This is a genomic window from Rhodococcus sp. MurmanLake-1 (assembly GCF_056945715.1).
In genome coordinates, this window is sequence record NZ_JBWZNF010000009.1 from 167,829 (window position 1) to 192,053 (window position 24,225).

Here is a 24,225-nt window from a genome sequence, read left to right on the forward strand (position 1 = left end):
CCTCTCGGATCGGTTAACGAATTCGATCGATGTGCCTGGTCGTAGACCCGATCAGGCACATCGATCGATTATCTCAGAAATTCTGTGGATTGCGAGAATCCACGATGCTCACCCAGCCGTCAGAGAACGTCTGCGAGGTCCTTGAGCAGCGCGGCCTTGCCCTTGGCGCCGACGATCGTCTTGATCGGCTTGCCGTCCTTGAACAGGATCATCGTCGGGATCGACATGACCTGGAAATCGCGCGCGGCCGCGGGGTTGGCATCGATGTCGAGCTTGGCGACGGTCAGCTTCTCGCTGTTCTCGCCGGCGATCTCCTCGAGGACCGGGGCGACCATCTTGCACGGGCCGCACCAGGTTGCCCAGAAATCGACCAGAACGGGCTTGTCGCTGCCCAGGACGTCCTGCTTGAAGGAATCGTCGGTGATGGTGACGGTATTCGACACTGTTACTCCTCGAGGGTTGGGTACGACAGCTTGGTGAATTAGGGAGCGCCGACGACGTCGACCGTGTGGCCGGCTGCGTCGAGCGTGTTGGCGGTGATGTCGCCGCGGTCGGCCAGCCAGCGTTCGGCGTCGATTGCTGCGGAGCATCCGGTGCCGGCAGCGGTGATCGCCTGACGGTACGTGTGATCGACCAGGTCACCGGCAGCGAAGACGCCGTCGATGGAGGTCGCGGTAGAACCGGGAGCGACCCGCACGTATCCGGCGTCGTCGAGATCGACCTGGCCCTTGACGAGTTCACTGCGCGGGTCGTGGCCGATGGCGACGAACATGCCGGTGATCTCGAGTGTGGAGGTCTCGCCGGTGACGGTGTCGCGCACGACGAGGCCGGTGACGCTGTTCTCACCGAGCACCTCGACGGGCTCGGCGTTGGTCAGGAAGCGGATCTTCTCGTTGGCCTTGGCGCGCTCGAGCATGATCCGTGAGGCGCGGAACTCCTCGCGGCGGTGCACCAGGGTGACCGAGCGAGCGAAGCGGGTGAGGAAGGTTGCTTCTTCCATCGCGGAGTCGCCGCCGCCGACCACGACGATGTCCTGGTCACGGAAGAAGAAGCCGTCGCAGGTGGCGCAGGCGCTGACGCCGCGGCCGAGGAGGCGTTCTTCACCGGGAATGCCCAGGTAGCGGGCTGCTGCGCCCATGGCGAGGATGATCGCGTGCGCGGCGTAGGTTTCGCCGTTCGCGACGACGGTCTTGATCGGGCCGCTGAGGTCGATCTCTTCGACGTCCTCGGTGCGGATGTCGGTGTCGAAGCGCAGTGCCTGCTCGCGCATCTGTTCCATCAGATCGGGGCCCATGATTCCTTCGCGGAATCCGGGGAAGTTCTCGACCTCGGTGGTGGTCATGAGGGCGCCACCGAACTGGGTTCCCTCGAAGAGCAGGGGCTGGAGCTCAGCGCGCGCGGTGTAGACACCAGCGGTGTAGCCGGCCGGTCCGGAACCGACAATGATGACGTCATGGACCGCGGGCGTGGTTTCCAGCTGGGTGGTCATGCGAGCCTTCCAATAGTGAGTGCAGACCCTCCGCTTCTTGGAGAGCCGTACCGATCAACACCAGGATAAGGGGTGTTGTTCCCGCACTCCGCTGGAAAGTGGCTCACAGCCGGCAGCTCACAGCGCGGGACTCACTGGGTGGGGCGCGGTGCCTCCCGAACCACCAGCGCTTCCCGAACCACACAGCGCGTGCCGGTGTAGATGGTGGGCATGCACTTGTTGCAGTGGATACACAGACCCTCGTCGACGCTCTCGGCCTGAAATTTGTTGACCAGTTGTGGGTCCCTGAGCAGTGCGCGCGCCATGGCGACGAACTCGAATCCTTCATCCAGTGCGTGCTCGATGGTGTCGACGCGGTTGATGCCGCCGAGCAGGATCAGTGGCATCCTCAGCGCCTGTCGGAACTGGCGGGCGAAGGGCAGGAAGAAACCCTCCTCGAACGGGTACGTCGGAAAGATTTTGGGACCGTAGAACTTCAGCCCGTACCCGACGAGTTTGGGTTGGGAAGCGACAAACTCAGCCAGTGGGACCTCGCCGCGGAAGAAGTACATTCCGTTGAGAAGTGAACTGCCACCGGTCAATTGCATCGCGTCCAGGTGGCCGTCGGCTTCGAGGATCTGGGCTATCGGCAGGCTCTGGTCGAGCCACAGACCTTTCGGCACCCCATCGGACATGTTGAATTTCGCGGTGACCGCCACGCTGGATCCAGCGGCCACTCGCACCGCTTCGATGACTCGACGCGGATACTCGGCGCGCTTGGCGACGCTGCCACCGTATCGGTCGTGGCGCTTGTTCAGATTGGGGCTCATGAACGAGCTGAGTAGATAGTTGTGACCGAGATGGACCTCGATGGCGTCGAATCCTGCGTCCACTGCGACGCGGGCGGTCCGTTCGAAGTCGGAGACGACACCGTCGAGTTCGGCGAGTGTCGCGCCTTTGACGAGGCCCATTGCGGGCGGACTCAGCCGGGTCGACGGCGCCAGGGTCTTCGTCTTGTTGGAAAGCGTGTTGGCAACCAGTCCCGCGTGGCCGATCTGCGCCGCGGCAAGCGCGCCTTCTGAGTGGACGGCGTCGGTCAGTCTGCGTAGTCCCGGCAGCGCGCGCTCGTCCATGACAAGGGTGTCGCGGTGGACTCGTCCACCTGGTGAGACCGCGCAGTAGGCGACGGTGGTCATCGCGGCCCCGCCCCGAGCCACTTCGGCGTGGAAGTTGATCAGATCGTCCGAGACCGCTCCCCGGGGCATGACGCCCTCGAACGTTGCAGCTTTGACGATGCGGTTGCGCAAGGTCAGAGGGCCGAGACGTGCGGGTTCGAATATCGACGGTGTGGGCGCTGTGGTCATTTTCAACTTCCTGCGGCGGCCTGATCTTTACGATGCCAGTGGACTCGTAACTACGACGATATAGCGCCTACTCCCAATCTGTCCGACAATTCGACACGATGAACGCCACAGGATCAGGTCGCCCACGAGACCCACGCATCGACGACACAGTCCTCGAGGTCACCCGAGCGATGCTCCTCGAGGTCGGATGGGAGCAACTCAGTCTCCGTGCGATCGCGGCACGGGCAGGGGTCAGCCGAGCCTCGATGTCACGACGATGGCCGTCGAAGGCACATCTAGTTCTCGGATCGATCCTGGGTGCGACACCTGACCTGACACCGTTCGAGGGCACCGATCGCGACGGCTGGATCCGTTGGGTGGTGGAGGGAAGTGCTCAGCTATTCTCGCGGCCCGAGGTTCGCGCCGCGTCACCGGGACTGCTGGCTGCGCTGCGCGACCATGACGATTTACGCAACGAATTGTGGCGCGGTTTCAGTGGGCCGAGCACGCAACTCTTCCTTCAAAATGCTGACGATCCCGAATCGGCACGGCTCGATGCCAAGGCCGTGCTGGTATTGGCGGCCGGAGCAGCGATGTTTTCAAGTCTGATAGCGGTCGAGGACGATACGGATGCGTTGCGCGGGAGAATCCTCGAGCTCCTGCTACCCGCAGCAACACCGCGCTGACCGTCGACGTCAGCCGATGTTCTTGACCGACAACGTATTCGGATTCCCGTCGCTGCAGTTGATCCCAACGGTGAGTGCAGTGATCTGACGCGGCTGCGATCCCGTCAAGAGTAGGACTATCGCCGGTGTACCGTCGATGCGAACCTCACCCGAGCCGAGCACCGGCCTGCCCTCGTCGATGCCATTGGCGCTCAGGCAGCCGGCAAGCTTGGACGGATCATCCAGCGGTCCAAGGTTTTTGGATCCGATGAGTGAAAGCAGAGACGCCGAATCCGGATCGTCGACAGCAGATGTCACCGGTATGCTTGGTTGAGCAACAACGCTTTCGGCAGGTTCGGAATCTCGGGTTCCGATCACAACGATCACGAAGGCCACCAACACGGCTGCTGCGGCACCGAGCAGCCACGCTTGTGGGCGTCGCCGGAACGGCACGACGGTTGTCTCTGCTGACAGCTCGTCCTGACCGGACTGTAAATCCAGTGCCGAATTGATTCGCTCGGCAAGCGAATTCGGAATCCGTTCGTGAGAGGCCTCGCGCGAGTTCAGTGTCGCGAGTGATGCTGTGACGCTGTCGAGAGTAGTGACAAATGCCTGGGCGTCGGCGTCTGCGTGTACCAGCGGCCACAGAGCTGCACTGGTTTCGGGATCGAGAACCCCGGCGTGAAGATCCGCCAAGAGGTCCTCCGAAAACGGAGGCGACGGAACGCGAACAGACGGATCTGTCATGAACCCTCCCTCGGCAGTCGGTGTGGACGCTTACAAGATAGGACGCGGCCGGTTCACGAATGGTTCCCGCCTTCGCGAAAGTCCTCCAACTGGGCGGCGAGGCGCTTGCGCGCGCGGGCGCAGCGACTCTTCACGGTCCCTACGGGCACGCCCAACCTCTCGGCGGCCTCGGCCACCGGATACCCCTCGACATCGACGGCGACGACGGCAGCGCGCTGCTCAGGGGGCAGCGATGCCAGCGCTTGTTCGACGGTCAGGCTCATGTCCACTCCCGCCGCGTAATCGCGGTGATCACGGGGTTCCTCCGCATTCTCGGAAGACAGAGAGAACGCGGCCCGCGATTTGTTGCGTCGGATCCGGTCAAGGCAGGCATTGACCACGATGGTGTGGAGCCAACTACGCACCGCCGCATCGCCGCGGAACTTCGCCGCCTTGCGGTGCGCGGAGAGCAGACCCTCCTGGAGTGCGTCTGCCGCGTCCTCGTCCGAGTAACTCGTACGCCGGGCAACGTGCCACAGATGATCCTGATGCCGGACCAGTAGTTCACGGAACGCGTGTCGATCGCCCGCGACATGAGCGGTCAACAATTCGAAATCCGTCGGCTCGAGATTCTTGTTCTCGAAACTTCTGGATTCGAAATTTCCGGCTCCGCCCCCGGTGCCCCCCCGATAACTGTGCACGGGCGGATATTAGCCCAGTCGGTAGGTTTCAGAAGGGCCAAGGGCGATCACTTTGCAGCAGTGAATGCAATCTCTGAGATGGATGTCTGGTTTTGTCCGGATTCGGTGCTGAGCTGCGTAATCCAAACCAGGACATACTGACCCGAGCCGTCCGACGAGAGCGGAATGTCGGTCACACCGTTCTTCAGTACACCGGATCCGATTTCCTTGGTCTGATCCAGCGAAGTATTCGCAGAAGGGGCAGAACGGATTTCAACGACGGTTCCGGGCGAATCGGACGTGATCGCAATGTTTTTCAGGTTGGCCGCATCGGCGAGCGTCACCATCAGGCCGACGCCGTTCTTCAGGGACGGGAAGGGCTGGAAGTACGAGTCCGACGACCATGCGGTGGCCGGATTGCCGTCGATGGCGTTCTTCGCCGTTGCGGGCTGATCAGGCGTGCCCTGGGGTGAGAACACCGTTACGGCCGAGGCGGCTACCGGCACCGTTGCCGCCGCCGGTGCGGGGGCAGGTGAATTGTTCTCGGGCGCAGTAGCTTCGGTAGTCAGGCCGAAACTCTGCTCGCTGAGCGGGGTGTCGTTACTGCCGCCCGAGAGGAAGCTCGCTACCCACACCACAAGGAGAATCAGGACGATCACGGTGAAGACACCGAGCGCCGTCAGTGCCGCGAGCATCCGCGTCGACTTCTTCTTCTCGGCCTCGATGGCTTCAGGGTCGTTCAGTGCGTGACCCGACGCACCCTGTTCGCGGTGGCCGAGACGAAGTGCCGGAATCATTTCCGTCTTGTCGTTGACGACGGACGCCTGATCGAGAATGTGCTGCACGGTGGCAGCAGTGCGGATTCCACTCTCCGACTGCAACGCTCGAACTGCCACGGCCGAGATGTCGAACGGAACCTCCGGACGGACGACCCGAGGCTCGACGATGTTGCCGTCGGCGCCGCGGCCGGCGGGAAGCAAACCACCGACGGGACCGGCGGACGGATCGGCGAGCGGCCAGCGCGCCGTGATGAGCGAGTACAGCATGGCGCCGAGACCGCGGACGTCGCTGGTGGAATCGGCGTCGGCAAGCGTCGCCGGGAACGCTAGTACGGCGTCACCGTTGATGCTGATGCGAACGCGGTCCGGGTGATCGATGGACAACGCGCCGCCGGTGCGGTGGGCAGCTTCGGCAGCGGCCGCCAGGGCACGGATGGCGCGGGCTGCACCGATCGGTGACGGCGTGGTCTCGGCCATCTCACGCAGCGAGCGGCCGGGAGTCCATTCGGCGACGACGATGCCGCCCGAACTTCCGCGGACGACGTCGAGGACGCGAGCCAGACCGGGCGAGTTGATTCGTCCCAGGCGCAGAGTGCGTGAGAGAACTGCCTGCGGTCCGGACTGGCTGTCGTCGTCACCGCGCTGATCGGCGTCGACGAACGTCAGGGCTACTTCACGGTCGAGCTTGACGTCGAGAGCTTCCCAGAACTGCAGTCCGCGGGTTCCGCCGTGCGGCGCGAGCAGACGGTAGCGTCCGCCGGCGACAGAGGCGCCCGGGATGAGCTTGGGTCCACGGGGCATCGGTCGCTGGGCCGGTCGTGATGCGGATCCGGCGGCAGGTGTGCGAGGCGCAGCGGGCGGCGGTGTCTGAGCTGCAGCCGTCTTCTGAGGTTCGGGTGCCTTCTTGTCCGGAGCAGGCGTCTTCGGCGCGGGTGCCTTCGACACGGGTGCTGAAGGTGTCTTCGACACAGGTGCTGAAGGTGTCTTCGACACACTGACCGGAGGCACCGGCGGTGCGGCCTTCTGCACCGGCGGCTGTGGCTTCTGGCCCTGCTGTGGCTTCTGGACCGGCCGCTGCGCGGGCTGCTGTGGCCTCTGACCCTGCTGTGGCTTCTGGCCGGCAGATGCGGAGGAACTCGTGGATGCAGGTGTGCCCGACGATGCCGTTGACTTCTGTTCGGACGCTTTCACGGCAGAAGTCCCGGCACTCTTGTTGCCGGAAACGTTGTCGTCGCTCACCCTCGCTCCTTCTCCATCGATAGCCCGTCCCCGAATACGCGCGGGTTGCGATCCTGTACGCCCATGACCAGGGTACGGGAGCGCACCCGGTCGTTCTTGCTCGTTTGATTCCGTTCTGATTGCAGGAATCAGCTCGGTGACGTCGTCGTCGGTGTTGTTACGTGTGTCCGGTTCGGCGCGACCTGTCAGTGAACGAATCTTGCGGGAGACCGCAACCGTTACCGACAGGACTTCCGGAACCTTCTTGAAGTAGAGAATCGTGAAGGTGATCGCGAGCATCAGGATGCCGCCGACGGCGACGCGAACCATCGAGCCGGGTCCGCCGAAACGCTCGGTGAGTTGATCGAATCCGAGGACGCGGTCGACCGCGAGCATGGTCAGCGAACCGGCCAGCGAGGCGAGTACGACGGACCAGACTGTCTTGCCCACGTTGGCCATCTGCAGGTTTCCGAGGCTGCGGTGCAGGAGGTATCCGCCGATGACGGCGCCGGTGATGTATCCGAGACCGTTGGCCGCACCGAGCAGGATCACGACCTGATCGCTGTTGGAGGCGAAGACCGGAGCGAGCGCCGAGAAAGCGATTTTCACTGCAGTGATGCCGAGAACGATCCACGTCGGCGTCCAGGCTTGTTCGCGGGCGTAGAACACACGAAGTTGGATCAGGACCAGCGCATACGGAATCAACGTGAATGCCGACCAGCTCACGGCAGTGCCGAGACGTTCGGCCTGTTCCGGCCCGAAGCGGCCGTAACCGTAAAGCGCTTCACCGACCTGCGGACCCATGAAGGTCAGGAACATGATGATCGGAACCAGCGTGATCATGGTCAGACGTGTTGCGACCGACAGATCGTCCACGACGGCCGGGGTGTCGTCGGCCGCAGCGTTGCGGCTCAAGCGCGGCATGATCGCGGTCAGAACCGTCACTCCGAGCACGCCGTACGGGAGCTGCAGGAGCAACCAGGCCTGGCTGTAGATGGCAGGGCCGGCTTCGTCGGCATGTGAGGAAATCTTGGTCGCGAAGATCATGCCCATCTGGCTGATCAGGACGTACAAGACGATGGCGACGGCCATGCCGCCGAACTGGCGCAGGCGATCGTCGAGGCCCCATAGCGGCTTGAGCGAGATCTTCTCGCGGCGAAGTGCGGGGATCAGGCTGGCTGCCTGCACGATGACGCCGATGGTGATGCCGATGCCGAGGGTGAGCAGCTTGGCGTCGCCCATCGAGACCGGATCAAGCGAGATCTCGCCCGGAGTCAGGCGGTAGATCACGAGCACCACGAGGACGACGACGTTGTTGAGTACGGGAGCCCAGGCTCCGGGCTTGAAGATCTGCCTGGTGTTCAGAAACGCTGTGAACAGTGCCGACAGCCCGTAGAACAGGATCGCCGGCAGAAGTAGATACGACAGCGCCGTGGTCAGGTCGGTGCTGACCTTGCCGTCTTCGGACAGGAAGACGTATTTGGTGAGTACGGGTGCTGCCAGGGTCGCGAGCAGCGCGGCCATGCCCAGTAGAACGAGCGACGCCGTGAAGAGGCGTCGGACAAACGCTTCGCCGTGATCGGCGTCCTCCCGCTCGGCGCGGACCAGCACTGGGACGACGATCGCGGTCAGAACGGCGCCCAAGACGAGCTCCGCGATCATGTTCGGGATCTGGCTGGCCACGGTGAACGAACTGGCGATGGCCGGGCCGAGGACCATCAGGATCATCAACTGCTTGGCGAACCCCGTGATGCGGCTCGTCAGCGTCGCGATCGCGATGGAACCCGTCGCCGCGAGGAGGCGGGAGTTCGTCTCCTTACGATCACCGACCAGGGCGTGCGCGTCGGTGTCGAACTCGTCCGACTTGGTCGCCTGCCGATCGGCGAATTCCATCTCGGCTTCGCGATATCTGGGATAGTCGCGGATCACCGGGATGGTCATGGTGGGTGCGTCGTCGAAACGTGCGTCCGGGTTGACCGGCTGAATCGGGTAGCCGCGCTCCCACGGTGGCATCCGAGGATGCGAACGGGTCGTGGCACTCTTGCGGGTGATCGCCGATCGGCGACCCTCCTCGGGTGGATTCCCGGTCATGAGCGTTCGTACCCTTCATCTGCTGGGTCCGGCTGACCCTTGAATCGATGCCACAGCCGTCGCCCTGCCAGGAACAGCAGCAACCCTCCCGCTGTCGCCGTCACGGCGGCCAGGGGACGACCGTACGCATTCGACCGTACGGTCACGCTGGTCGGCGTACCCAATTGGCGGCCATCTGTCGTGGTCAGCGAGAAGTTGACTTCCAGCTTGCGGGAATCGTTCATTTCCGCGGGCACAGTCAACTGTCGGCTACCTCGCGGCGGCAGCTGTTTGGGACCGATGTCACTGATCTGCATCTCGGGTGGGGCTTCCACACGCAGGTCGACGTTGATGGCGATGGGCAACTCGTTTCGCGCCACCAGCAGGAGCGGACTCTGCCCCGATGCGAGGGTGTAGACGCCGCCCGGCGACACCACACTGACGGCCCGGTACATCCCGTCGACGGCTTCGGTGACGTTGTCGGCGCGGATGGTCGCAGCGCGCTCCGCCCGATTGACCGATGCGGAGGCGACGTTGCGGCGATCCGCCAAGGTCATCGAGCGAAGTAGATCTTCGCGGAGCGGTGCCGTGAATCCCCGGGGGGTGAGCGAAGCCGCCGGATCGTCCACGAGCGATGCTTCGAGCCCGTCGATACGCGGAAGTTGGGTGGTTGCGGTCTCGACGACGGACGTCTGCGGACCGTCCTGGGTGGCTCGGTCCGGGTACTCGAGCGTGGCGGCATCAGTGGCCCCCGGTTGTCTGCCGAGTAGTGCGGGCAGGGCCTGAGGTGAGGCGAGGCCGGAGCGAATGAGGGTCGCGAGCATCGAGAGCACGGCGGTGGCGTCGTTGCTGTCCGCGGTCCACAGTTGCGGCGGCGCGAAGATCTGATTGCGCGGCAATGACGTCGGCGTCAGCGCGGCCCAGGCCATCGCTCCCAGCGCGTCCTGGCGCCGGGCGCTGCGCGATTCGATGTCGATGGTCGGCGCGGTGTCGTCGGGGATGTACGACGGGACCTGCGGCTCCGAGCCGGTGGCGGCCAAGGCTGCGGCTGCCGAGGTGTCGAACGCAAGCGCGTCGAGTGAGCCGGTTATCCGCGACGACAGTTGCGGGGCTGCCGAGTCGACGGAGGTGTCAGCCACCATCGCTGTGGTGGGATTCACGCTCAGCACCTCTGCGGTGGCCGAGTCGAGGACACCCGAATCCGGCCAGACGAAATCTCGCAGTGACGTCACGCCGAGGATGTTGTCGACGATGTCTGCCGGGCGTGCGAGCGCGGTAGCCGTCAACTCCGGATTGGCCACCGAGGTGACTGCGGCGAGATCGGCCTGGGCGAACGGAACCGCCGTAGTGCACATCGAGGAGGCGAGGGTCTTCACCCGGCCGAGCCATTGGTTGGCGGCGTCGCTGCCACGGCCTTCGTGCGACGGTCCGGTGGGATCTGACGAGTTGTCGGCCACGAGGTACCCGCGAGTCATGTTCTCGACGGTGATCAGAAGGTCGGGGTCGATTGCCAGGCAGAGCGCATCCGTGACGCGGCGATCGGTATCGCTCTCGGGCTTGGTGGCGTTCTCCACCGCATCGACCAACGCGTCCAGGCGCCCGCCGTCGGAAAGTTCGGTGGCAAGTTCGTCGTCGATCAGGCGCACGGGCTCGTTGACCGCGCCCGGGATTCCGCCGACGAGTCGTGGCGCGTCGGCCAACGGCCACATGAGCGTGACGCCGATCGGGGCGGATGTGTCGGGGGGAACGACGGCCGTCGCCGACGAACTGGGTGTTCCGGATGTGGCGTTCGATTCGGCCGCGGCCGGCACACCGAGCACTGGGAGCAGGAAGCGTGCGTCGTCGAGTCGGGCGGCCCCGCCGTATTCCGGGGTGCCGTTCACGTTGACGAGCATCGGGTAGACGCCCGGTTCGGTGATGTCGAGAGACAACCCGGTTGTGCTCCGGAGCGGCAAGGTGAGTGTGAACTGCTTGGACTGGCCGGTGTCGAGGGTGGTGGCAACGGTGTCGAATTCGCCGACCGTGTCGAAAACAGCCTGGTCGAAATCGAGTGCTGCGCGCACGTCGGAACTGGAGTCGATCGCGGGAGCGCGTTGCAGCCTCACTCCGACGTCCTCGACGGGACGGTCACCGACGTTCTTCACCGTGCCCTTGACCACGACGTTGCGGTCGCTGGTTGTCGTCACGGTGGTCGGTGCGGTGGAGTCGATGGTCAGCTGCAGAAATTTGGCATCGTTGGTGTTTCGCGCCGGGGCGCGCTCACTGGGCTGGCTGGACGGAGCGGCCCAGGAGACGGCCGTCGTCGCGGGCCCGAAACCGACAGCGGCCATCACCAAAGCGGCCACACCGGCCCGCCGCAGAGCCATTCTCATCCGGCGTCCGGTTCCTTCGGGTGCTGTACTCGCGGGATTTCAGGTCGGTGCATTTCAGGTCGCGGCATTTCGGCGATCATCTGCGATGCAAGTTCGGCCAGCTTGCGCTCGTCGGCGTATGCGAGTCGCTTGTGCAGTTCCGTCAGCGGTACCCAGGCGACTTCGGTGACCTCGATGTCCTCGTCGGAGAGTTCACCGCCGAGAAAGCGGAGGAGATAGTGGTGCACGGTCTTGTGGACGCGCCGACCTTCGGTCACGAACCAGTAGTCGATGCTGCCCAGCGGTGCCAGGACGGTTCCCTGGATACCGGTTTCTTCTTCGACCTCACGCATTGCGGTCTGTTCGGCCGTCTCACCCTGCTCGATATGGCCCTTGGGTAGCGACCAGAGCAGGCGTCCGCGGCGGTCGGTTCGGCCGATCAGTGCAGCGCAGAGGCGTTCGGGAGGTCCGCCCCAGCCGTCGACGACCAAGCCGCCCGCAGAAGTTTCACGGACGGTTCGCATCAAAGGTTTATCGGGGTTGCCGACGGCAGGTCGACGCCGCGGGTTGCGGCGACTCCTGTTTGTTCGTTCGGCACCAGACACCTCATCGATACTAGTTGGCCTTCCAGCGTTGCCCGGTAACCCGCGCAAAGCGGTCTATCGCGTTCGTATGCGCGTTCTGCTATTTGCGCACCTTAAGTAAGCTCCTTTCACGTGACTGTCCCTACCTCCGACGCTGATCGCCGCCTACGACTGCTTGCCGACGCCACTGCAACGCTCGGCACGTTGTCCGACGTGTTGAACCCGCTCGGTGAGCGTTTTGCCGAGGCCGGTCACGAGCTGTTCCTGGTGGGTGGCAGTGTTCGCGACGCGATCCTGGGCCGCTTCAGTGGCGATCTGGACTTCACGACGGACGCCAGGCCGGAGAAGGTTCAGGCTCTGCTCAAGGGCTGGGTGGACAAGCAGTGGGACACCGGCATCGAGTTCGGGACCATCAGCGCCATCAAGCACGGCCAGGAGATCGAGATCACGACCTTCCGGGCCGACGCTTACGACCGTGTCTCGCGTAATCCGATAGTCGAGTACGGAACGACGTTGGCCGACGATCTGGTGCGCCGCGATTTCACCGTCAACGCGATGGCGATGAAGATCGGCGCGGACGGTTCCTACACGTTTGTCGATCCGCTGAACGGCATGGACGCCCTGCTGGCCGGGGAACTCGATACGCCGTCGGCGCCGGAGAACTCGTTCAACGACGATCCGCTGCGGATGCTGCGCGCAGCCAGGTTCGTCTCGCAGCTTGGTTTCACGTTGAACAATCGCGTTTTCGAGGCCATCAAGGAGATGGCGTCGCAGATCGAGCGGATCACCGCCGAGCGTGTGCAGGTGGAGCTGAACAAAATGATGCTGGGCATGTACCCGGTGGACGGCATCAACATGATGGTCGACTCCGGACTGGCTGCATACGTGCTGCCCGAGGTTCCGCAGATGAAGCTCGAGATCGACGAGCATCACCAACACAAGGACGTCTACCAGCACTCCCTCACCGTGCTCCAGCAGGCGATCGATCTCGAAGAAGGCGATCCCGACCTCGTATTGCGTTGGGCTGCACTGCTTCACGACATCGGCAAGCCGGACACCAAGCGTAACGAGCCAGGCGGTGGCGTCAGCTTCCACCACCACGAGGTGGTTGGCGCCAAGCTGGTGCGCAAGCGCATGCGTGCCTTGAAGTTCTCGAAGCAGATGGTCGACGACGTTTCGCAGCTCGTGTTCCTGCACTTGCGTTTTCACGGCTACGGCAAGGGGCAGTGGACCGATTCGGCAGTGCGGCGGTACGTCACCGACGCGGGCGAGCTGCTCCCCCGGCTGCACAAGCTCGTCCGGGCCGACTGCACCACGCGTAACAAGCGCCGCGCCGCGCAGTTGCAGGCCACGTACGACGACATCGAAGAGCGGATTGCGCGCATCGCGGAGCAGGAAGACCTGGCTCGCGTGCGTCCGGACCTCGACGGCAACGCCATCATGGAACTGCTCAACATCCCGGCCGGCCCGCAGGTGGGCAAGGCATGGACGTTCCTCAAGGAACTACGTCTGGATCGCGGCCCGCTCGAGCGTGACGAGGCCGAAGCCGAACTGCTGAAGTGGTGGGCTACCCAGCAGGGCTAGTTTCTCGTTTCTTGCGGTTGATCAGCACCGCTGACAATCCGGCGGCATAGACACCCGCGCCGGCAAGGGCCAGGCCGACGCTCTTGCCGTCGGGTGCGATCACCGTCGACGCTGCCGCGATCGCACCGATGAACGCGACGTTGAACACGGTGTCCTGCAAGGCGAATACCTGGCCACGACGGTCGTCGTCGATGTCGATCTGCATGGCCGCGTCGCCGCTGAGTTTCACGGACTGTCCGGCGATGCCGAGCAGGAAGGCGGCGATCAGCAGCGATCCCTGCGTCAGGGTGGTCACGAAGACGAGCTGGACGGCCACCGCGCACACCAGGGCGTACGTGATCGTCCGTGAGCGACCGATCCGCGGAATGAGGAACGGTGTGATCAATGCCGCGATCAGCATTCCGATGGCCGTTGCACCGACGGCGACGCCGAATCCGGCAATCCCTCCAGGTAATTGGGCGCCGTTCGAGGTGTCGCGTAGGACCAGCACCATGATGAGGGTGTTGATGCCGAAGCAGATGCGGTGCGCGCCGATCCCGATCATTGCCGTGGTGACGCCAGGCGCCTCCCAGACAGCGGTTGCCCCGGTGCGCAGTCCGGCCGTTACCGAACGGACGGCGCTGGCACGAATCACTTCGTCGGCCACTGGACCAAGTGAGCGGGCGGTGAACCTGGCCGCGGCGAGGGCTGCGATCACCGATCCCAGTGCTGCGATGGCCACGGCGGCGCCTGACGCTCGATCCCCCGCGCCGATCACGCCGATGATCGCCACCGCTGCCGAAGCACCAAGAGCGGCTACCACCGAACCAGCCGTTGTGAGAACGGAATTGGTTGCCACCAGCCACGATTGTCGGACGACCTTCGGCAGGGCTGCGGATACGCCTGCCCCGACAAAGCGGCTGACCCCGATCGCAGCAAGCGCACACGTCAACAACAGAGTGTCACCGCCGCCGGCGACCAGCAGCACCGCGGTGGTCAGGATGAAGAGCCCGCGGAGCACGCTCGCCCACAGGAGCACCAGGCGGCGGTCCCAACGATCCAGCAGAGCGCCGGCAAAGGGGCCGATCACCGAATAGGGAAGGAGCAGTACGGCAAAGCCGGCCGCTATCGCCACCGGATCGGTTTCACGTTCCGGGTTGAAGAGGATTGCGCCGCCGAGCGCGGCCTGGAACATTCCGTCGCCGAACTGGCTGGAAAAGCGGACGAGCGCCAGCCTTCCCAGGCCGGGTGATTCACGCAGGGTGTGCAGTACGCGCTGCCAGGCCTCGCGGCGGTTCGAGGCTCGGTTCATAAGCGGAAACTGTAGTGGGGGGTCAGGCGCCGATCTTGACGGTGGCCCGCTCGAGGATCGGCGCGATGTCGATCCCCCTCGGCAGGGTTCCGAACACGCTCCCCCAGCTATTTCCGAGCCGACTCGCGCAGAATGCGTCGGCCACCGCGGGGTGCCCGTAGCGGAGCAGCAGCGAGGCTTGCAGTGCGAGTGCCATGTCACCGACGATCTTTCGCGCCCGGTATTCGATGTCGTCGAAATCGCCGAATGCCACCTCGAGATCCCGCACGGTCTGATCGAAGCGGGCGTCCACGCCACTCGCTTGTTTCAGTTCGTCGAAGAACACCTGCAGCGTTTCGGGTTGCTTCGCCATCGCCCGCAGAGTGTCGAGCGCCGCGACGTTGCCCGACCCTTCCCACACCGAGAGCAGCGGAGCCTCGCGATAGAGGCGCGGCATCCGGGATTCCTCCACGTATCCGTTTCCGCCCAGACACTCGAGTGCTTCGGCAGCGTGGATCGGTCCGCGCTTGCAGACGAAGTACTTGCTCACGGCCAATGAAATGCGTCGTAGGGCGCTCGCGTGGGCATCGCCCGACGTTGCGCGGTCGGTCAGAGCGGCCAGCCACATCGCGACGGTAGTGGACGCTTCCGATTCCACCGCCAGATCTGCGAGAACATTGCGCATCAAAGGTTGGTCGATCAGGTTGGCGCCGAACGCACTTCGATGATTCGCATGGTGAACTGCCTGCAGCGTGCCGACGCGCATGCCGGTGGCCGTGCCGATCGTGCAGTCCAACCTGGTCATGTTGACCATCTCGATGATGGTGCGCACGCCCCGGCCTTCCTCGCCCACCATCCACGCGAGAGCGTCGTGGTACTCGACCTCGCTGCTCGCGTTGGAATGATTTCCCAACTTGTCCTTCAGACGCTGCAGGTACATGTTGTTGAGCGAGCCGTCCGGCAGGACCCGAGGAAGGAAGAAGCACGACAGACCGCCCGGCGCCTGGGCGAGGACGAGGAACACGTCCGACATCGGTGCGGAGGTGAACCACTTGTGGCCTGTCAGGAGATAGCTACCGTCGGATTGTGGCACTGCCCTTGTGGTTCCGGCACGCACGTCCGAACCGCCCTGTTTTTCCGTCATCGACATTCCGGCGATCAATCCGGGTTTGGTGAGGGGAGCTTTCAGCGCCGAATCGTAGTGGCGGGTGGTCAGGAGGGGTTCGTACTGAGCGGCAAGATCCGCGTTGTGCCGCAGCGCTGGGATCACGGCGTACGTCATGGAGATGGGGCAGCCGTGGCCGGCGTCGGTTTGACCCCACACGGCCATCTTCGCGGCGCGGACGAGGTGTGCGTGTGGATTCGGGTCAGCCCACGGAGCGCCGTGCAGCCCCAATTCCACTGCGGTGCTCATGAGTTGGTGATAGGCGGGGTTGTAGCGGACCTCGTCGATGCGGTTGCCGTAGCGGTCGTGGGTTCTCAGGACAGGTGGGTGCTCCTCGGCCAGGTCGCCCCACTCCTGAGCTTGCGCGCTGCCGGCGCGGACCCCGACGCGATGAACCTCTTCGGCTGCGTCCGAAGCTCCCTCGCGGTGTAGTGCCTCGAGGATCGGCGCGTATTCGGCTGCGTCGTAATCGATCAGGGGCGGTACCTGATTGGTGACTTCATGCGTGGGTGTCATCGAAACTCCCTAACGATCGAAGAGTGAAGGCGAGGATGGCATCGATCGCAGCGGGATCCGTGGTGCCACCGCGCAGCGGAAGGATCAGGGCCTCGCCGATTGCCCCGACGATGCACGCTGCCGTCAGAGTGGCGTCCTGCGACGGTATCTCACCGGTGTCGACTGCCGAGCGGATTGCGGTGGCCAGGCAATCGCGGAACGATTCGCGAAACATGAGTCGCTGTTCGTCGACGAGTGGATCCACCGGCTCCACCAGCAGTGCATAGGCGAGAACCGGTGCACGCATAGCGCGTTCGGCGAAGGTGCGAACCGAGGCCGATACCGCGGAGCGGTGGTTGCCTTCCAGACTTCGGGCATTGTCTCCGGCGTCCCGGGCCGCGGATACTTCACGGCTGCAGACTGATTGGAACACTTCGGCGAACAGTTCACCCTTGCCGTCGAAATGTCGATACAGCGTCCCGGTGCCGACGCCGGCGTTCTTGGCCACCGCGGCGATGGAACAGCCCGCATAACCGTGGGTTGCCACTGCCGTCGTGGCCGCGTCGAGCAGTCGGGCGCGTTGGGCGTCCAGTCTTTCTTGTACTGCCGGAGTGCGGCGATAGGCCATGTGAAGAAGTGAACACCCGTTCCGTTCTTGCGTCAAGAGCCCCACCTGCAGGTTCAGGCAGCAGCGGTGCGAGCCTGTTCCGCGCGCCACCACGCGACGGTCTCTTCGGCGGCCCGATCGAGCGGCGTCGGCGAGAGTCCGAGCAGCACTTCGCTGGCACTCGAGTCCATGACAAACGGCTTGGTGAACTGGTAGTTCATCTCCGCGAGTTCGCGGCTGTCGGTGTTGATCTTGCCGACGGCGTCGAGCACCCAGGCGGGCAGGACACCCACCTTGGCGGGGGTCGCCCCGGCGGCTCGGGCGAAGGCCTCGGCGATTTTGCGCTGAGTGAGCGCGGGGCCGGTGGGTGCGTGGATGACGGAGTTCCAGAGTTCGGGGTTGTGTGCTGCTGCGATCATCGCCGCCGCGAGATCGGGGATGTAGGTGAAGGAGTGCGGCTGGTCTGCGGAACCGATGACACGAATCTTCTTACCTGCCATGACTTTCGGAACCATGCGCTCGCCGGCGTGGGCGGTGCGGACGCGGGGGCCGAAGAAGTCCGAGGCCACGACGCTGACGGTGGGTGTTGCGGAGGCCTCGCGAGCACGCAGCAGCGCGGTGCGCACTCCGCGCTTGCCGCCGGTGGCGTTGCGTGGATCGGATTCGGTCATCAGGGTGTCGGAGTTGTAGGCGTAGAGGCTTTCGGGGAAGACCACGACGGCTCCGATGGATGCGGCTGCGTCGAGCACAACCTTCTCGGCCGCCGGGAGTTCCCGCTCCCAATCGGCTGCGTTGTAGGCGGCGTGGATGCAGTGGTAGATGGCCGTGGCGCCCTCGCTGACCGAGCGCAGGGCCTCGGAATCCGAGACGTCGACGCGTCGGCGGTCGATCAGCGGGTGCTCGGGCCCGCTGCCGGACCTGGTCAGGAGCCGGACGTTGATTCCCCGCTCGGCGAGCTGTAGCGCGACGGCGGATCCGACGGGTCCTGCTCCGGTGACGATTTCGAGGTTCGACATGGTGTGCTCCTTCTCGTTTCGAATAAACTGAGAGCACTGCTCTCGTTTTCAAGAATGCACCCGCACCTCAGGGCTGTCAAGAGCAGTGATCTCTTTTGTTGATACTGCTCTCGGTCATGGGGCAAGATGGACTCATGGTTGGAACTCCCCGCGAGCGGGCGCGCGAACAGACGCTGCAGGACATCACCCGGATCGGGCGTGAGCATCTTGCTGCCGTCGGCGCCGCCGCTTTGTCCTTGAGGGCCGTCGCGCGTGATCTGGGAGTCGTGTCCTCAGCGGTGTACCGCTACGTCGCCAGTCGTGACGAACTGCTGACCTTGCTGGTGGTGGACGGGTACACGGAACTGGGCGCGGAAGTGGACTCCTCCGTGAATGCCGTTGCAGCAGAAGATTTTCGCGGACAGTTCATTGCTCTCGGACGTGCCGTCCGGAGTTGGGCGATCCGGGAGCCGGCTCGATACGGTCTGCTGTTCGGCAGCCCCGTCCCCGGTTACGACGCTCCGGGCGAGCAGACCACCGGCCCTGGCACCCTCGTCGTGACCCGGCTGATCGGGATCATCGACGCCGCCCATCGCGCAGGTGCACTCACGGTGCGAGAGGGCCCGGACCTGAGTGACACGCTGGCAACGGACCTCGAGGGAGTGCGGAAAGAACTGGGCACCGACCTGCCGCCGGATGCTGCGGTGCGCGCAACTCTCGTCTGGGTATCGCTGTTCGGTTCGGTGAACTTCGAGGTGTTCGGGCAGTACGGAAGCGATACGTTCACCGATGCGAGTGAGATTTTCGAGCGGCATCTGGCACTACTTGCCGATGTGGCGGGTCTGACCTGAACACGCCTGTGTCTCGTTCCTCCGCACGCAGTTGTCGGTGAGATGATGTCTTTGTGGCGCACGCAGAAGAACCCGAGGATCGAATGGCCTGGATAGAACCGGAGGTTCGTCCGGGCAGTTTGTTGGTGTCGTCGACCGATCTCACGGAACCTGCATTTCGCCGCACCGTCATCTACATGATCGAGCACAACGACGCCGGGAGCCTTGGCGTCATCGTCAATCGGCCGAGTGAGACGGCCGTGCAGAACGTGTTGCCGCAGTGGTCACCGCTGACCGCGCATCCTTCCGCCCTGTACATCGGTGGACCCGTCAAGCGTGACTCCGCGCTCTGCCTGGGTATCGCTCGCAACGGTGCACGGATCGACGGCGTCGCCGGCCTGCGGCGGGTGGACGGCAAAGTTGTCATGGTGGATCTGGACTCGGACCCGGAGGTCATCGCTCCTCTGGTCGAAGGGATCCGCATTTTTGCCGGTTACTCGGGTTGGACTCTGGGGCAGCTGGATTCGGAACTCGAGCGTGAAGACTGGATGGTGATCAGCTCACTGCCGTCCGATGTGCTGACGCCGCCCCGAGTCGATGTTTGGGCACGGGTGCTACGACGCCAACCGCTCCCCGTGGCAATGCTGGCCAGCCATCCCATCGAAGTGGAACGAAACTGATCTGTCGGAGGTCGATGATATTCCTGTGTCATCGTTTTCGAGAGAGGTGGCAGCAATGATCGCTGAGCGTCAGATCCAGTGCGCGGATTGTGTTTCGGATGTCGATCACTGCCACGATTCTTTGCTGCGACATGCGGACGGATCACTCGAATGCACCTGCGTGAACTGCGTCGACCTGGCATCGAGTCGCCATGCGTTGTCCATCGATTGTGCTGAACTGCAGGGCGGTTGTGGCTGCGTCGACGCGACCCGAGGCGAGTTGCTCGCTAGCTGACGCTCACCGGATCCCGATTCGCGAAGCGTTGCGCCATCGCAGCACAGACGATCAGTTGGATCTGATGGAAGATCATCAGCGGCAACACGATCAGGCCGACGGGCTGGCCTGCAAACAGTACGGCCGCCATCGGTAGGCCTGTCGCCAAGGACTTCTTCGACCCGCAGAAGATGATGACGATCTGATCGGGAAGGTCGAACCCGAGCTTGCGCCCCGCGAGCGTGGTCACGCCGAGAACCAGCGCGAGGATCAGGCAGCACACGATTGTGAGGATCACGATCTGCCAGATCGTGATGGTGCTCCAGATCCCCTCTTTCATGCTCTCGCTGAAGGCGGCGAAGACAACGAGGAGGATCGATCCGCGATCGACGTACTTGGTGGGCTCGGCATACTTCTGCAGCCATCCGATCACCAGCGGGCGGATCAGCTGGCCCACGATGAACGGGATCAGCAGCTGCACGACGATGTCGAGGATCGACGAGAAGTCGACCGTCGCCTGGCCCGTTGTATTCATCAGCAGAACCACCAGCAACGGGGTGACGAAGACGCCGATCAGGTTGGAGAACGACGCACTGACAATCGCGCCGGCGACGTTTCCCTTGGCGATCGAAGTGAACGCGATCGACGACTGAACCGTCGACGGAACGAGGCACATGTAGAGGATGCCGGTGTAGAGCTCGTCGCTGATCAGGGTCGGCGACAGGAATCGCAGCGCAAGGCCGATCAGCGGGAAGAGCACAAACGTCGCGGCAAGGACGACAGTGTGCAGTCGCCAGTGCTTGACGCCCTTCCAGGCTTCCTGCGGCGAGAGCCGTGCGCCGTAGAGCAGGAACAGGAAGCCGATGGCGATCTTGGTGGCCCAGTTCAGAATGCTCTCCGCGGTACCCGATACCGGGAACACACTTCCGAGCACGCCGGCGATGATGATGCCGAGGATGAACCCGTCGATGTAGAACCTACTGAGAAACTTCACCTGGCTAAGGATAACGGCGTGCGTCGACGGGCTCTCGAGCCCCACGAAGGTTGAAGCCCATCACGGCCAGGCACAGGAGCGTCCCGACGATCGACAGTTCGATGATGGCCGTCTGCATTCCCTGGATGGTGATGGCGATACCCGCGATGACCGACGGGATCGCCAGTCCCGCGTAGCTGACGGTGAAGAATGCCGCCAGGACTCCGCCGTGGCTCTCGCGGGCGTGGATTCGGGCGGCGGCGTTGACGCGTTTCATGCCGCCGGCAAACGCCAGACCGTGCCCGGCGCCGACCACCACGGTGATGACGCCCAGCAGCGCAAGGCTGGGGACGAGGTCGACCACGAGTAGGCCGATCATTCCTAGAGCGAGGATTCCCAGGCCGACGGTGACGGACGTCCGCGGGTCCATACGACTCCCGCCGAGCTGCGCGATCACCGAGCAGATCATGACCAGTGCAGCGGCCCCGCCGCCGAGTAGGAGGTTGTCGATGTTCAGCAGGCTGGTCATCCACGACGGGACCACCGACTGGAAGAGCCCGACTGCGCCCCACGACAGCGCGACGGCGAGCGAGCTGAGCCAGAACGTCTCTCGAATGGTGGCGGGAACATGTGGCATCTGGAAGAACCGCTTCGGGCGTGTGATGTCCCCGATCCGCGGCAGTAGCAGCAACACGATCAGTGCCGGGATGAACGCGACGAGGAAGATCAGATACGGCAACCGCAGCGGTTGCGGAAGGTACTGGGCGATCGCACCGGACACGAGTGGTCCGAGTGCACCGCCCAACGCGCCCGTCACCGTCGATACGAGCGCTGCCCGTCGATGATCGAACTTCGGTTCCTGCTCCACCAACGCGGCGCTGCCCGCCGCACTGGCCGCGCCCACCGCGATTCCCTGAGCAACGCGTCCGACGAACAACCACACAGTCGCGTCGGCGAATGCCAGAACGAGTGTGCCGACGACGCTCAGCGCGAGTGCAGTAAGGAGCACGGTTCGTCGGCCGAGGGCGTCGGACAGCGGTCCGAAGAACAGCAATGCCGGAACGAGGCCGGCGACGTAGACGCCGTAGATGAGCGTCTGGATGGTTGGCGTGAATCCGAACTCGGTCCGGTACAGCCCGTAGACGGAGGTGGGCATGTTCGCGCCCAGAAGGATCACGGTGAGGACGTAGCCCACGCCGTAGAAGTGTCGATTGGTGCGGCGTGTGCGTACTTCGGTGGCGACAGCTGTGGCGGACGTGGGAAGCCCCTCCTGATGACAGAGTTAGAAAATACATGGGTCGTCCTACGTATCGTAGGTGAGTGGAATGATCGCCGCGAATGCTGTGAGGATGAGTAGATGACCGTTGTTCGCAAGGAGTCCGCGTACGAGCAATCCCTCGATTGGATGCGCGCGCAGATCTCCGACGGCGCCTGGACCGTCGGGAACCGTGTTCCCACCGAGCCGGAACTGATGAGTGTTCTCGGCGTCGGCCGGAACACCGTGCGCGAAGCGATCAAGACACTGACCTCGACGGGAGTCCTGGAGATCCGTCGAGGATCAGGGACCTTCGTGCGCGCTCGGACCGACATCGGCGGACTGCTCGGCAAACACGCGTCCGTGGACGAGATGAAATACGTCTTCGAAGTGCGTCGTGCGCTCGAGATGGAAGCGGTCCGGTTGGCGTGTGAGCGTCGTAGCGACGACGACGTTCGGTTACTTCGTGAGCTGGCCGCCAAGCGTGACGTGCCGGCCGAAAACTTCGTCGACGTCGATCTTGCGTTTCACATTGCCGTCGTCGATGCCGCTCACAATCCAGTTCTGACCGATCTGTTTGCCGGAATCCTCGAAACGGTCCGCGCCACCTACGAGGTGACCGAAGGCGTTCATCCGCCGTCGCTGACGTCCTCGCATCATCAGGGAGTTGCCGAAGCCATTGCCGAACGCGATGTCACCAAAGCCAGGGCGGCGGCATGCGGGTATCTCGAGAAGACTCAGGAAGCGATCGGTTCAGGTTCGGCGGTTACCGAGTCCGGGCGTCGGCCAATCGGTTGAGGGACCCGGCGATGTCTTCGGCCTTCGGTGTCGTGATCGTGAGGCGGTCGCCACCGGCGAACGTGACGACCACCGCGGGCCCGGTGCGGGTGACGACGCCGTAGTTACGACGACCCTTGGTCTTGAGTCCCCAGCCGCCGAAGTCCGCGAACGGTTTGATCTCCGCGACGTCGGCTCCGACAACTTCGTCGATGCCGTAGGTCATCGCAGCCATCCCCATGTTGATGACCCGAATTTCCCGTTCGTCGACGATCACCCGGAAGCGAACCAGGCTGACGACGAGCAGTCCGAGTGCACCGAAGATGAACAGCGGCCAGAGTGACCGCATCGCCAACGCCATGATGACTCCGGGCGCCAGAGTGATCGCAGTGAGGATCACCGAGCCTTTGGTGCTGAATCCGACGTCGTCGGAGATAGGTAGAGGGCAGCTGCTTCGCGGCAACCCGGCCGAGGGTTCGATCGTGGCAAGAGTGCGGACGCGGTAGTCACGCAGGAACGAGGCGCCGATCCACCCCAGCACCCCGCCGACTGCAAAGCCGACACCGATAGACCACAGCGGGAGTGACGTCGTGGACGGATCGGCGACATCGAGTTGGGTGTAGAGCAAAGCGAAGTTCACTGTCGTGATGAGCCCGACCACGCTCAGCCCGACAACCAACATGAAGCGACGCATCATCAACATCGCGGGAGCAAGAGCAGCAATCGCACTCAGGCCGCCACCGAAGAGCAGTGTCAAAAGTGCAATGGTCCATGCGTTGGCCGACGGGGTGGAGAAGCCGTCCGGCGAGGTGGTGGTCCAGTGAGTCGCGATCTGCTCCGGGAGGTGAGGCTCCCAAAGTTTTGTCAGGACGAAGCCGAAGACCGCACACAGCAGCGGAACCACTAGCCCGAATACGACCCCGGCCGGGTCGACCACGCGATGTTTCACGTGAATCAATGAGCCGGCTGGCAAGCATCCTTGAGCGCGCAGGCACCGCAGGAAGCGGTACCGCAAGCGGCAGCGTTCGCCTTGGCCTCGGGGGTCTCCGCCACCGGCTCGTCTGCGGCAGGCTCGGAGTGGCCGCCGCAGTTGCAGTCGTTACCGCATCCGCTCTGTTGTGGGAGTGCGGCGGCTGCGCGGGTGCCGATGCCTCCACCGAAACCGGCAGTGAGGACGGCGACGACGACGGCGATGATCGCGACGGCAATGCCGAAGACTCCGCCGATGGTCAGTGCTGCGACTCCGCCGATGACCAACATTCCAGCGGCCGCGAGCATGGTCGGACCGGCCACCTTGTTGGCGAGGGCGAACGACTCCTCGCTCCGCAGGGAATCCTCGGTGCGGACACCGGCCCAGCGGTTGCGCGGGAGTTTGCCGATCAGTCCGGCGACACCAACTCCACCGACGGCGACAGCGAGCACGAATAGCACCACAGCGACAACGATCACCCATACAG

Annotated in this window: 21 protein-coding genes; 5 read left to right on the top strand and 16 right to left on the bottom strand. The window is 63.9% G+C overall.

All coding sequences use genetic code 11. The features are described from left to right. Positions 1-119: 119 nt before the first annotated feature. The 3 genes from trxA to nox form a co-directional block, all read right to left on the bottom strand. Positions 120-443 (bottom strand): thioredoxin, encoded by a 324-nt coding sequence (gene trxA / locus AC2ETI_RS23930; RefSeq protein WP_003942530.1) that lies wholly within the window; start codon positions 441-443, stop codon positions 120-122. A 38-nt stretch (positions 444-481) separates the two neighbouring features. Next, the gene (gene trxB, locus AC2ETI_RS23935; protein ID WP_020909859.1) at positions 482-1,489 is read right to left on the bottom strand and encodes a thioredoxin-disulfide reductase; all 1,008 of its coding nucleotides are present in this window, start codon (positions 1,487-1,489) and stop codon (positions 482-484) included. A 131-nt stretch (positions 1,490-1,620) separates the two neighbouring features. After that, positions 1,621-2,832: a 4,4'-dithiodibutanoate disulfide reductase gene (nox, locus tag AC2ETI_RS23940; protein ID WP_483634471.1), complete on the bottom strand. Its 1,212-nt coding sequence runs from the start codon at positions 2,830-2,832 to the stop codon at positions 1,621-1,623. A gap of 98 nt (positions 2,833-2,930) precedes the next feature. Here nox and AC2ETI_RS23945 point away from each other — a divergent pair, with 98 nt between their 5' ends. After that, a complete protein-coding gene (locus AC2ETI_RS23945) occupies positions 2,931-3,497 on the top strand; it encodes a helix-turn-helix domain-containing protein (RefSeq protein ID WP_483634472.1) in 567 nt (188 codons plus the stop codon). Positions 3,498-3,506: 9 nt separating this feature from the next. Here the strand turns inward: AC2ETI_RS23945 and AC2ETI_RS23950 are convergent, their stop codons facing one another. The 5 genes from AC2ETI_RS23950 to AC2ETI_RS23970 are packed head-to-tail and all read right to left on the bottom strand — an operon-like array spanning position 3,507 to position 11,905. Further along, entirely contained in the window at positions 3,507-4,223 is a 717-nt protein-coding gene (locus tag AC2ETI_RS23950) for a hypothetical protein (RefSeq protein ID WP_483634473.1), read from the bottom strand. Between the two features lie 53 nt (positions 4,224-4,276). Next, entirely contained in the window at positions 4,277-4,903 is a 627-nt protein-coding gene (gene sigM / locus AC2ETI_RS23955) for an RNA polymerase sigma factor SigM (RefSeq protein ID WP_019746195.1), read from the bottom strand. Positions 4,904-4,950: 47 nt separating this feature from the next. Further along, positions 4,951-8,970, bottom strand: a complete 4,020-nt coding sequence (locus tag AC2ETI_RS23960; RefSeq protein WP_483634474.1) for a murein biosynthesis integral membrane protein MurJ — start codon at positions 8,968-8,970, stop codon at positions 4,951-4,953. Beyond that, positions 8,967-11,321 carry a glycoprotein gene (locus AC2ETI_RS23965; RefSeq protein WP_483634475.1) on the bottom strand — a complete coding sequence of 785 codons (2,355 nt, stop codon included), beginning with the start codon at positions 11,319-11,321 and terminating at the stop codon, positions 8,967-8,969. Before AC2ETI_RS23965 ends, AC2ETI_RS23960 begins: the two co-directional genes overlap by 4 nt. Then, positions 11,318-11,905, bottom strand: coding sequence for an NUDIX hydrolase (locus AC2ETI_RS23970; RefSeq protein WP_019746192.1), 588 nt, complete (start codon positions 11,903-11,905; stop codon positions 11,318-11,320). The genes AC2ETI_RS23965 and AC2ETI_RS23970 overlap by 4 nt, the downstream gene beginning before the upstream one ends. A gap of 111 nt (positions 11,906-12,016) precedes the next feature. On the opposite strand from AC2ETI_RS23970, the gene AC2ETI_RS23975 reads away from it, so the two are divergent. Further along, positions 12,017-13,468 carry a CCA tRNA nucleotidyltransferase gene (locus AC2ETI_RS23975; RefSeq protein WP_019746191.1) on the top strand — a complete coding sequence of 484 codons (1,452 nt, stop codon included), beginning with the start codon at positions 12,017-12,019 and terminating at the stop codon, positions 13,466-13,468. Here the strand turns inward: AC2ETI_RS23975 and AC2ETI_RS23980 are convergent. Genes AC2ETI_RS23980 through AC2ETI_RS23995 form a run of 4 tightly spaced genes read right to left on the bottom strand, consistent with a single transcriptional unit; the run spans position 13,452 to position 18,021 of the window. Further along, on the bottom strand, positions 13,452-14,759 hold the full coding sequence (locus AC2ETI_RS23980; protein ID WP_483634476.1) for an MFS transporter: 1,308 nt from the start codon (positions 14,757-14,759) through the stop codon (positions 13,452-13,454). The genes AC2ETI_RS23975 and AC2ETI_RS23980 overlap by 17 nt on opposite strands. A gap of 22 nt (positions 14,760-14,781) precedes the next feature. Then, positions 14,782-16,419 carry an acyl-CoA dehydrogenase family protein gene (locus AC2ETI_RS23985; protein ID WP_483634477.1) on the bottom strand — a complete coding sequence of 546 codons (1,638 nt, stop codon included), beginning with the start codon at positions 16,417-16,419 and terminating at the stop codon, positions 14,782-14,784. Beyond that, complete coding sequence (locus AC2ETI_RS23990; RefSeq protein WP_020909850.1) at positions 16,403-17,026, bottom strand: TetR/AcrR family transcriptional regulator; 624 nt, start codon at positions 17,024-17,026, stop codon at positions 16,403-16,405. Before AC2ETI_RS23990 ends, AC2ETI_RS23985 begins: the two co-directional genes overlap by 17 nt. A 53-nt stretch (positions 17,027-17,079) precedes the next feature. Beyond that, on the bottom strand, positions 17,080-18,021 hold the full coding sequence (locus AC2ETI_RS23995; protein ID WP_483634478.1) for an NAD-dependent epimerase/dehydratase family protein: 942 nt from the start codon (positions 18,019-18,021) through the stop codon (positions 17,080-17,082). A 134-nt stretch (positions 18,022-18,155) separates the two neighbouring features. On the opposite strand from AC2ETI_RS23995, the gene AC2ETI_RS24000 reads away from it, so the two are divergent. Next, complete coding sequence (locus AC2ETI_RS24000) at positions 18,156-18,851, top strand: TetR/AcrR family transcriptional regulator (protein WP_483634479.1); 696 nt, start codon at positions 18,156-18,158, stop codon at positions 18,849-18,851. A gap of 53 nt (positions 18,852-18,904) precedes the next feature. After that, positions 18,905-19,510 carry a YqgE/AlgH family protein gene (locus tag AC2ETI_RS24005; RefSeq protein WP_020909845.1) on the top strand — a complete coding sequence of 202 codons (606 nt, stop codon included), beginning with the start codon at positions 18,905-18,907 and terminating at the stop codon, positions 19,508-19,510. A 266-nt stretch (positions 19,511-19,776) separates the two neighbouring features. Here AC2ETI_RS24005 and AC2ETI_RS24010 read toward each other — a convergent pair whose 3' ends face one another. After that, on the bottom strand, positions 19,777-20,757 hold the full coding sequence (locus tag AC2ETI_RS24010) for a bile acid:sodium symporter family protein (RefSeq protein ID WP_003942582.1): 981 nt from the start codon (positions 20,755-20,757) through the stop codon (positions 19,777-19,779). A gap of 4 nt (positions 20,758-20,761) precedes the next feature. Further along, positions 20,762-21,931 carry an MFS transporter gene (locus AC2ETI_RS24015; RefSeq protein WP_483634480.1) on the bottom strand — a complete coding sequence of 390 codons (1,170 nt, stop codon included), beginning with the start codon at positions 21,929-21,931 and terminating at the stop codon, positions 20,762-20,764. A gap of 162 nt (positions 21,932-22,093) precedes the next feature. Between AC2ETI_RS24015 and AC2ETI_RS24020 the strand changes: the two genes are divergently transcribed. Beyond that, positions 22,094-22,789, top strand: a complete 696-nt coding sequence (locus AC2ETI_RS24020) for a FadR/GntR family transcriptional regulator (protein WP_021332604.1) — start codon at positions 22,094-22,096, stop codon at positions 22,787-22,789. Here the strand turns inward: AC2ETI_RS24020 and AC2ETI_RS24025 are convergent. Both AC2ETI_RS24025 and AC2ETI_RS24030 read right to left on the bottom strand, forming a co-directional pair. Further along, a complete protein-coding gene (locus AC2ETI_RS24025) occupies positions 22,758-23,717 on the bottom strand; it encodes a DUF1648 domain-containing protein (RefSeq protein WP_483634481.1) in 960 nt (319 codons plus the stop codon). The two genes, AC2ETI_RS24020 and AC2ETI_RS24025, sit on opposite strands and share 32 nt — an antisense overlap. Before the next feature lie 5 nt (positions 23,718-23,722). Continuing rightward, positions 23,723-24,217 carry an SdpI family protein gene (locus AC2ETI_RS24030; RefSeq protein WP_029537295.1) on the bottom strand — a complete coding sequence of 165 codons (495 nt, stop codon included), beginning with the start codon at positions 24,215-24,217 and terminating at the stop codon, positions 23,723-23,725. Positions 24,218-24,225: the final 8 nt, after the last annotated feature.

Bases quoted from the DNA above. Each gene is read 5' to 3' on its own strand.
- trxB (WP_020909859.1), bottom strand. From the start codon at position 1,489: ATGACCACCCAGCTGGAAACCACGCCCGCGGTCCATGACGTCATCATT.
- nox (WP_483634471.1), bottom strand. From the start codon at position 2,832: ATGACCACAGCGCCCACACCGTCGATATTCGAACCCGCACGTCTCGGC.
- AC2ETI_RS23945 (WP_483634472.1), top strand. From the start codon at position 2,931: ATGAACGCCACAGGATCAGGTCGCCCACGAGACCCACGCATCGACGAC.
- AC2ETI_RS23950 (WP_483634473.1), bottom strand. From the start codon at position 4,223: ATGACAGATCCGTCTGTTCGCGTTCCGTCGCCTCCGTTTTCGGAGGAC.
- AC2ETI_RS23960 (WP_483634474.1), bottom strand. From the start codon at position 8,970: ATGACCGGGAATCCACCCGAGGAGGGTCGCCGATCGGCGATCACCCGC.
- AC2ETI_RS23965 (WP_483634475.1), bottom strand. From the start codon at position 11,321: ATGAGAATGGCTCTGCGGCGGGCCGGTGTGGCCGCTTTGGTGATGGCC.
- AC2ETI_RS23980 (WP_483634476.1), bottom strand. From the start codon at position 14,759: ATGAACCGAGCCTCGAACCGCCGCGAGGCCTGGCAGCGCGTACTGCAC.
- AC2ETI_RS23985 (WP_483634477.1), bottom strand. From the start codon at position 16,419: ATGACACCCACGCATGAAGTCACCAATCAGGTACCGCCCCTGATCGAT.
- AC2ETI_RS23990 (WP_020909850.1), bottom strand. From the start codon at position 17,026: ATGGCCTATCGCCGCACTCCGGCAGTACAAGAAAGACTGGACGCCCAA.
- AC2ETI_RS23995 (WP_483634478.1), bottom strand. From the start codon at position 18,021: ATGTCGAACCTCGAAATCGTCACCGGAGCAGGACCCGTCGGATCCGCC.
- AC2ETI_RS24000 (WP_483634479.1), top strand. From the start codon at position 18,156: ATGGTTGGAACTCCCCGCGAGCGGGCGCGCGAACAGACGCTGCAGGAC.
- AC2ETI_RS24020 (WP_021332604.1), top strand. From the start codon at position 22,094: ATGACCGTTGTTCGCAAGGAGTCCGCGTACGAGCAATCCCTCGATTGG.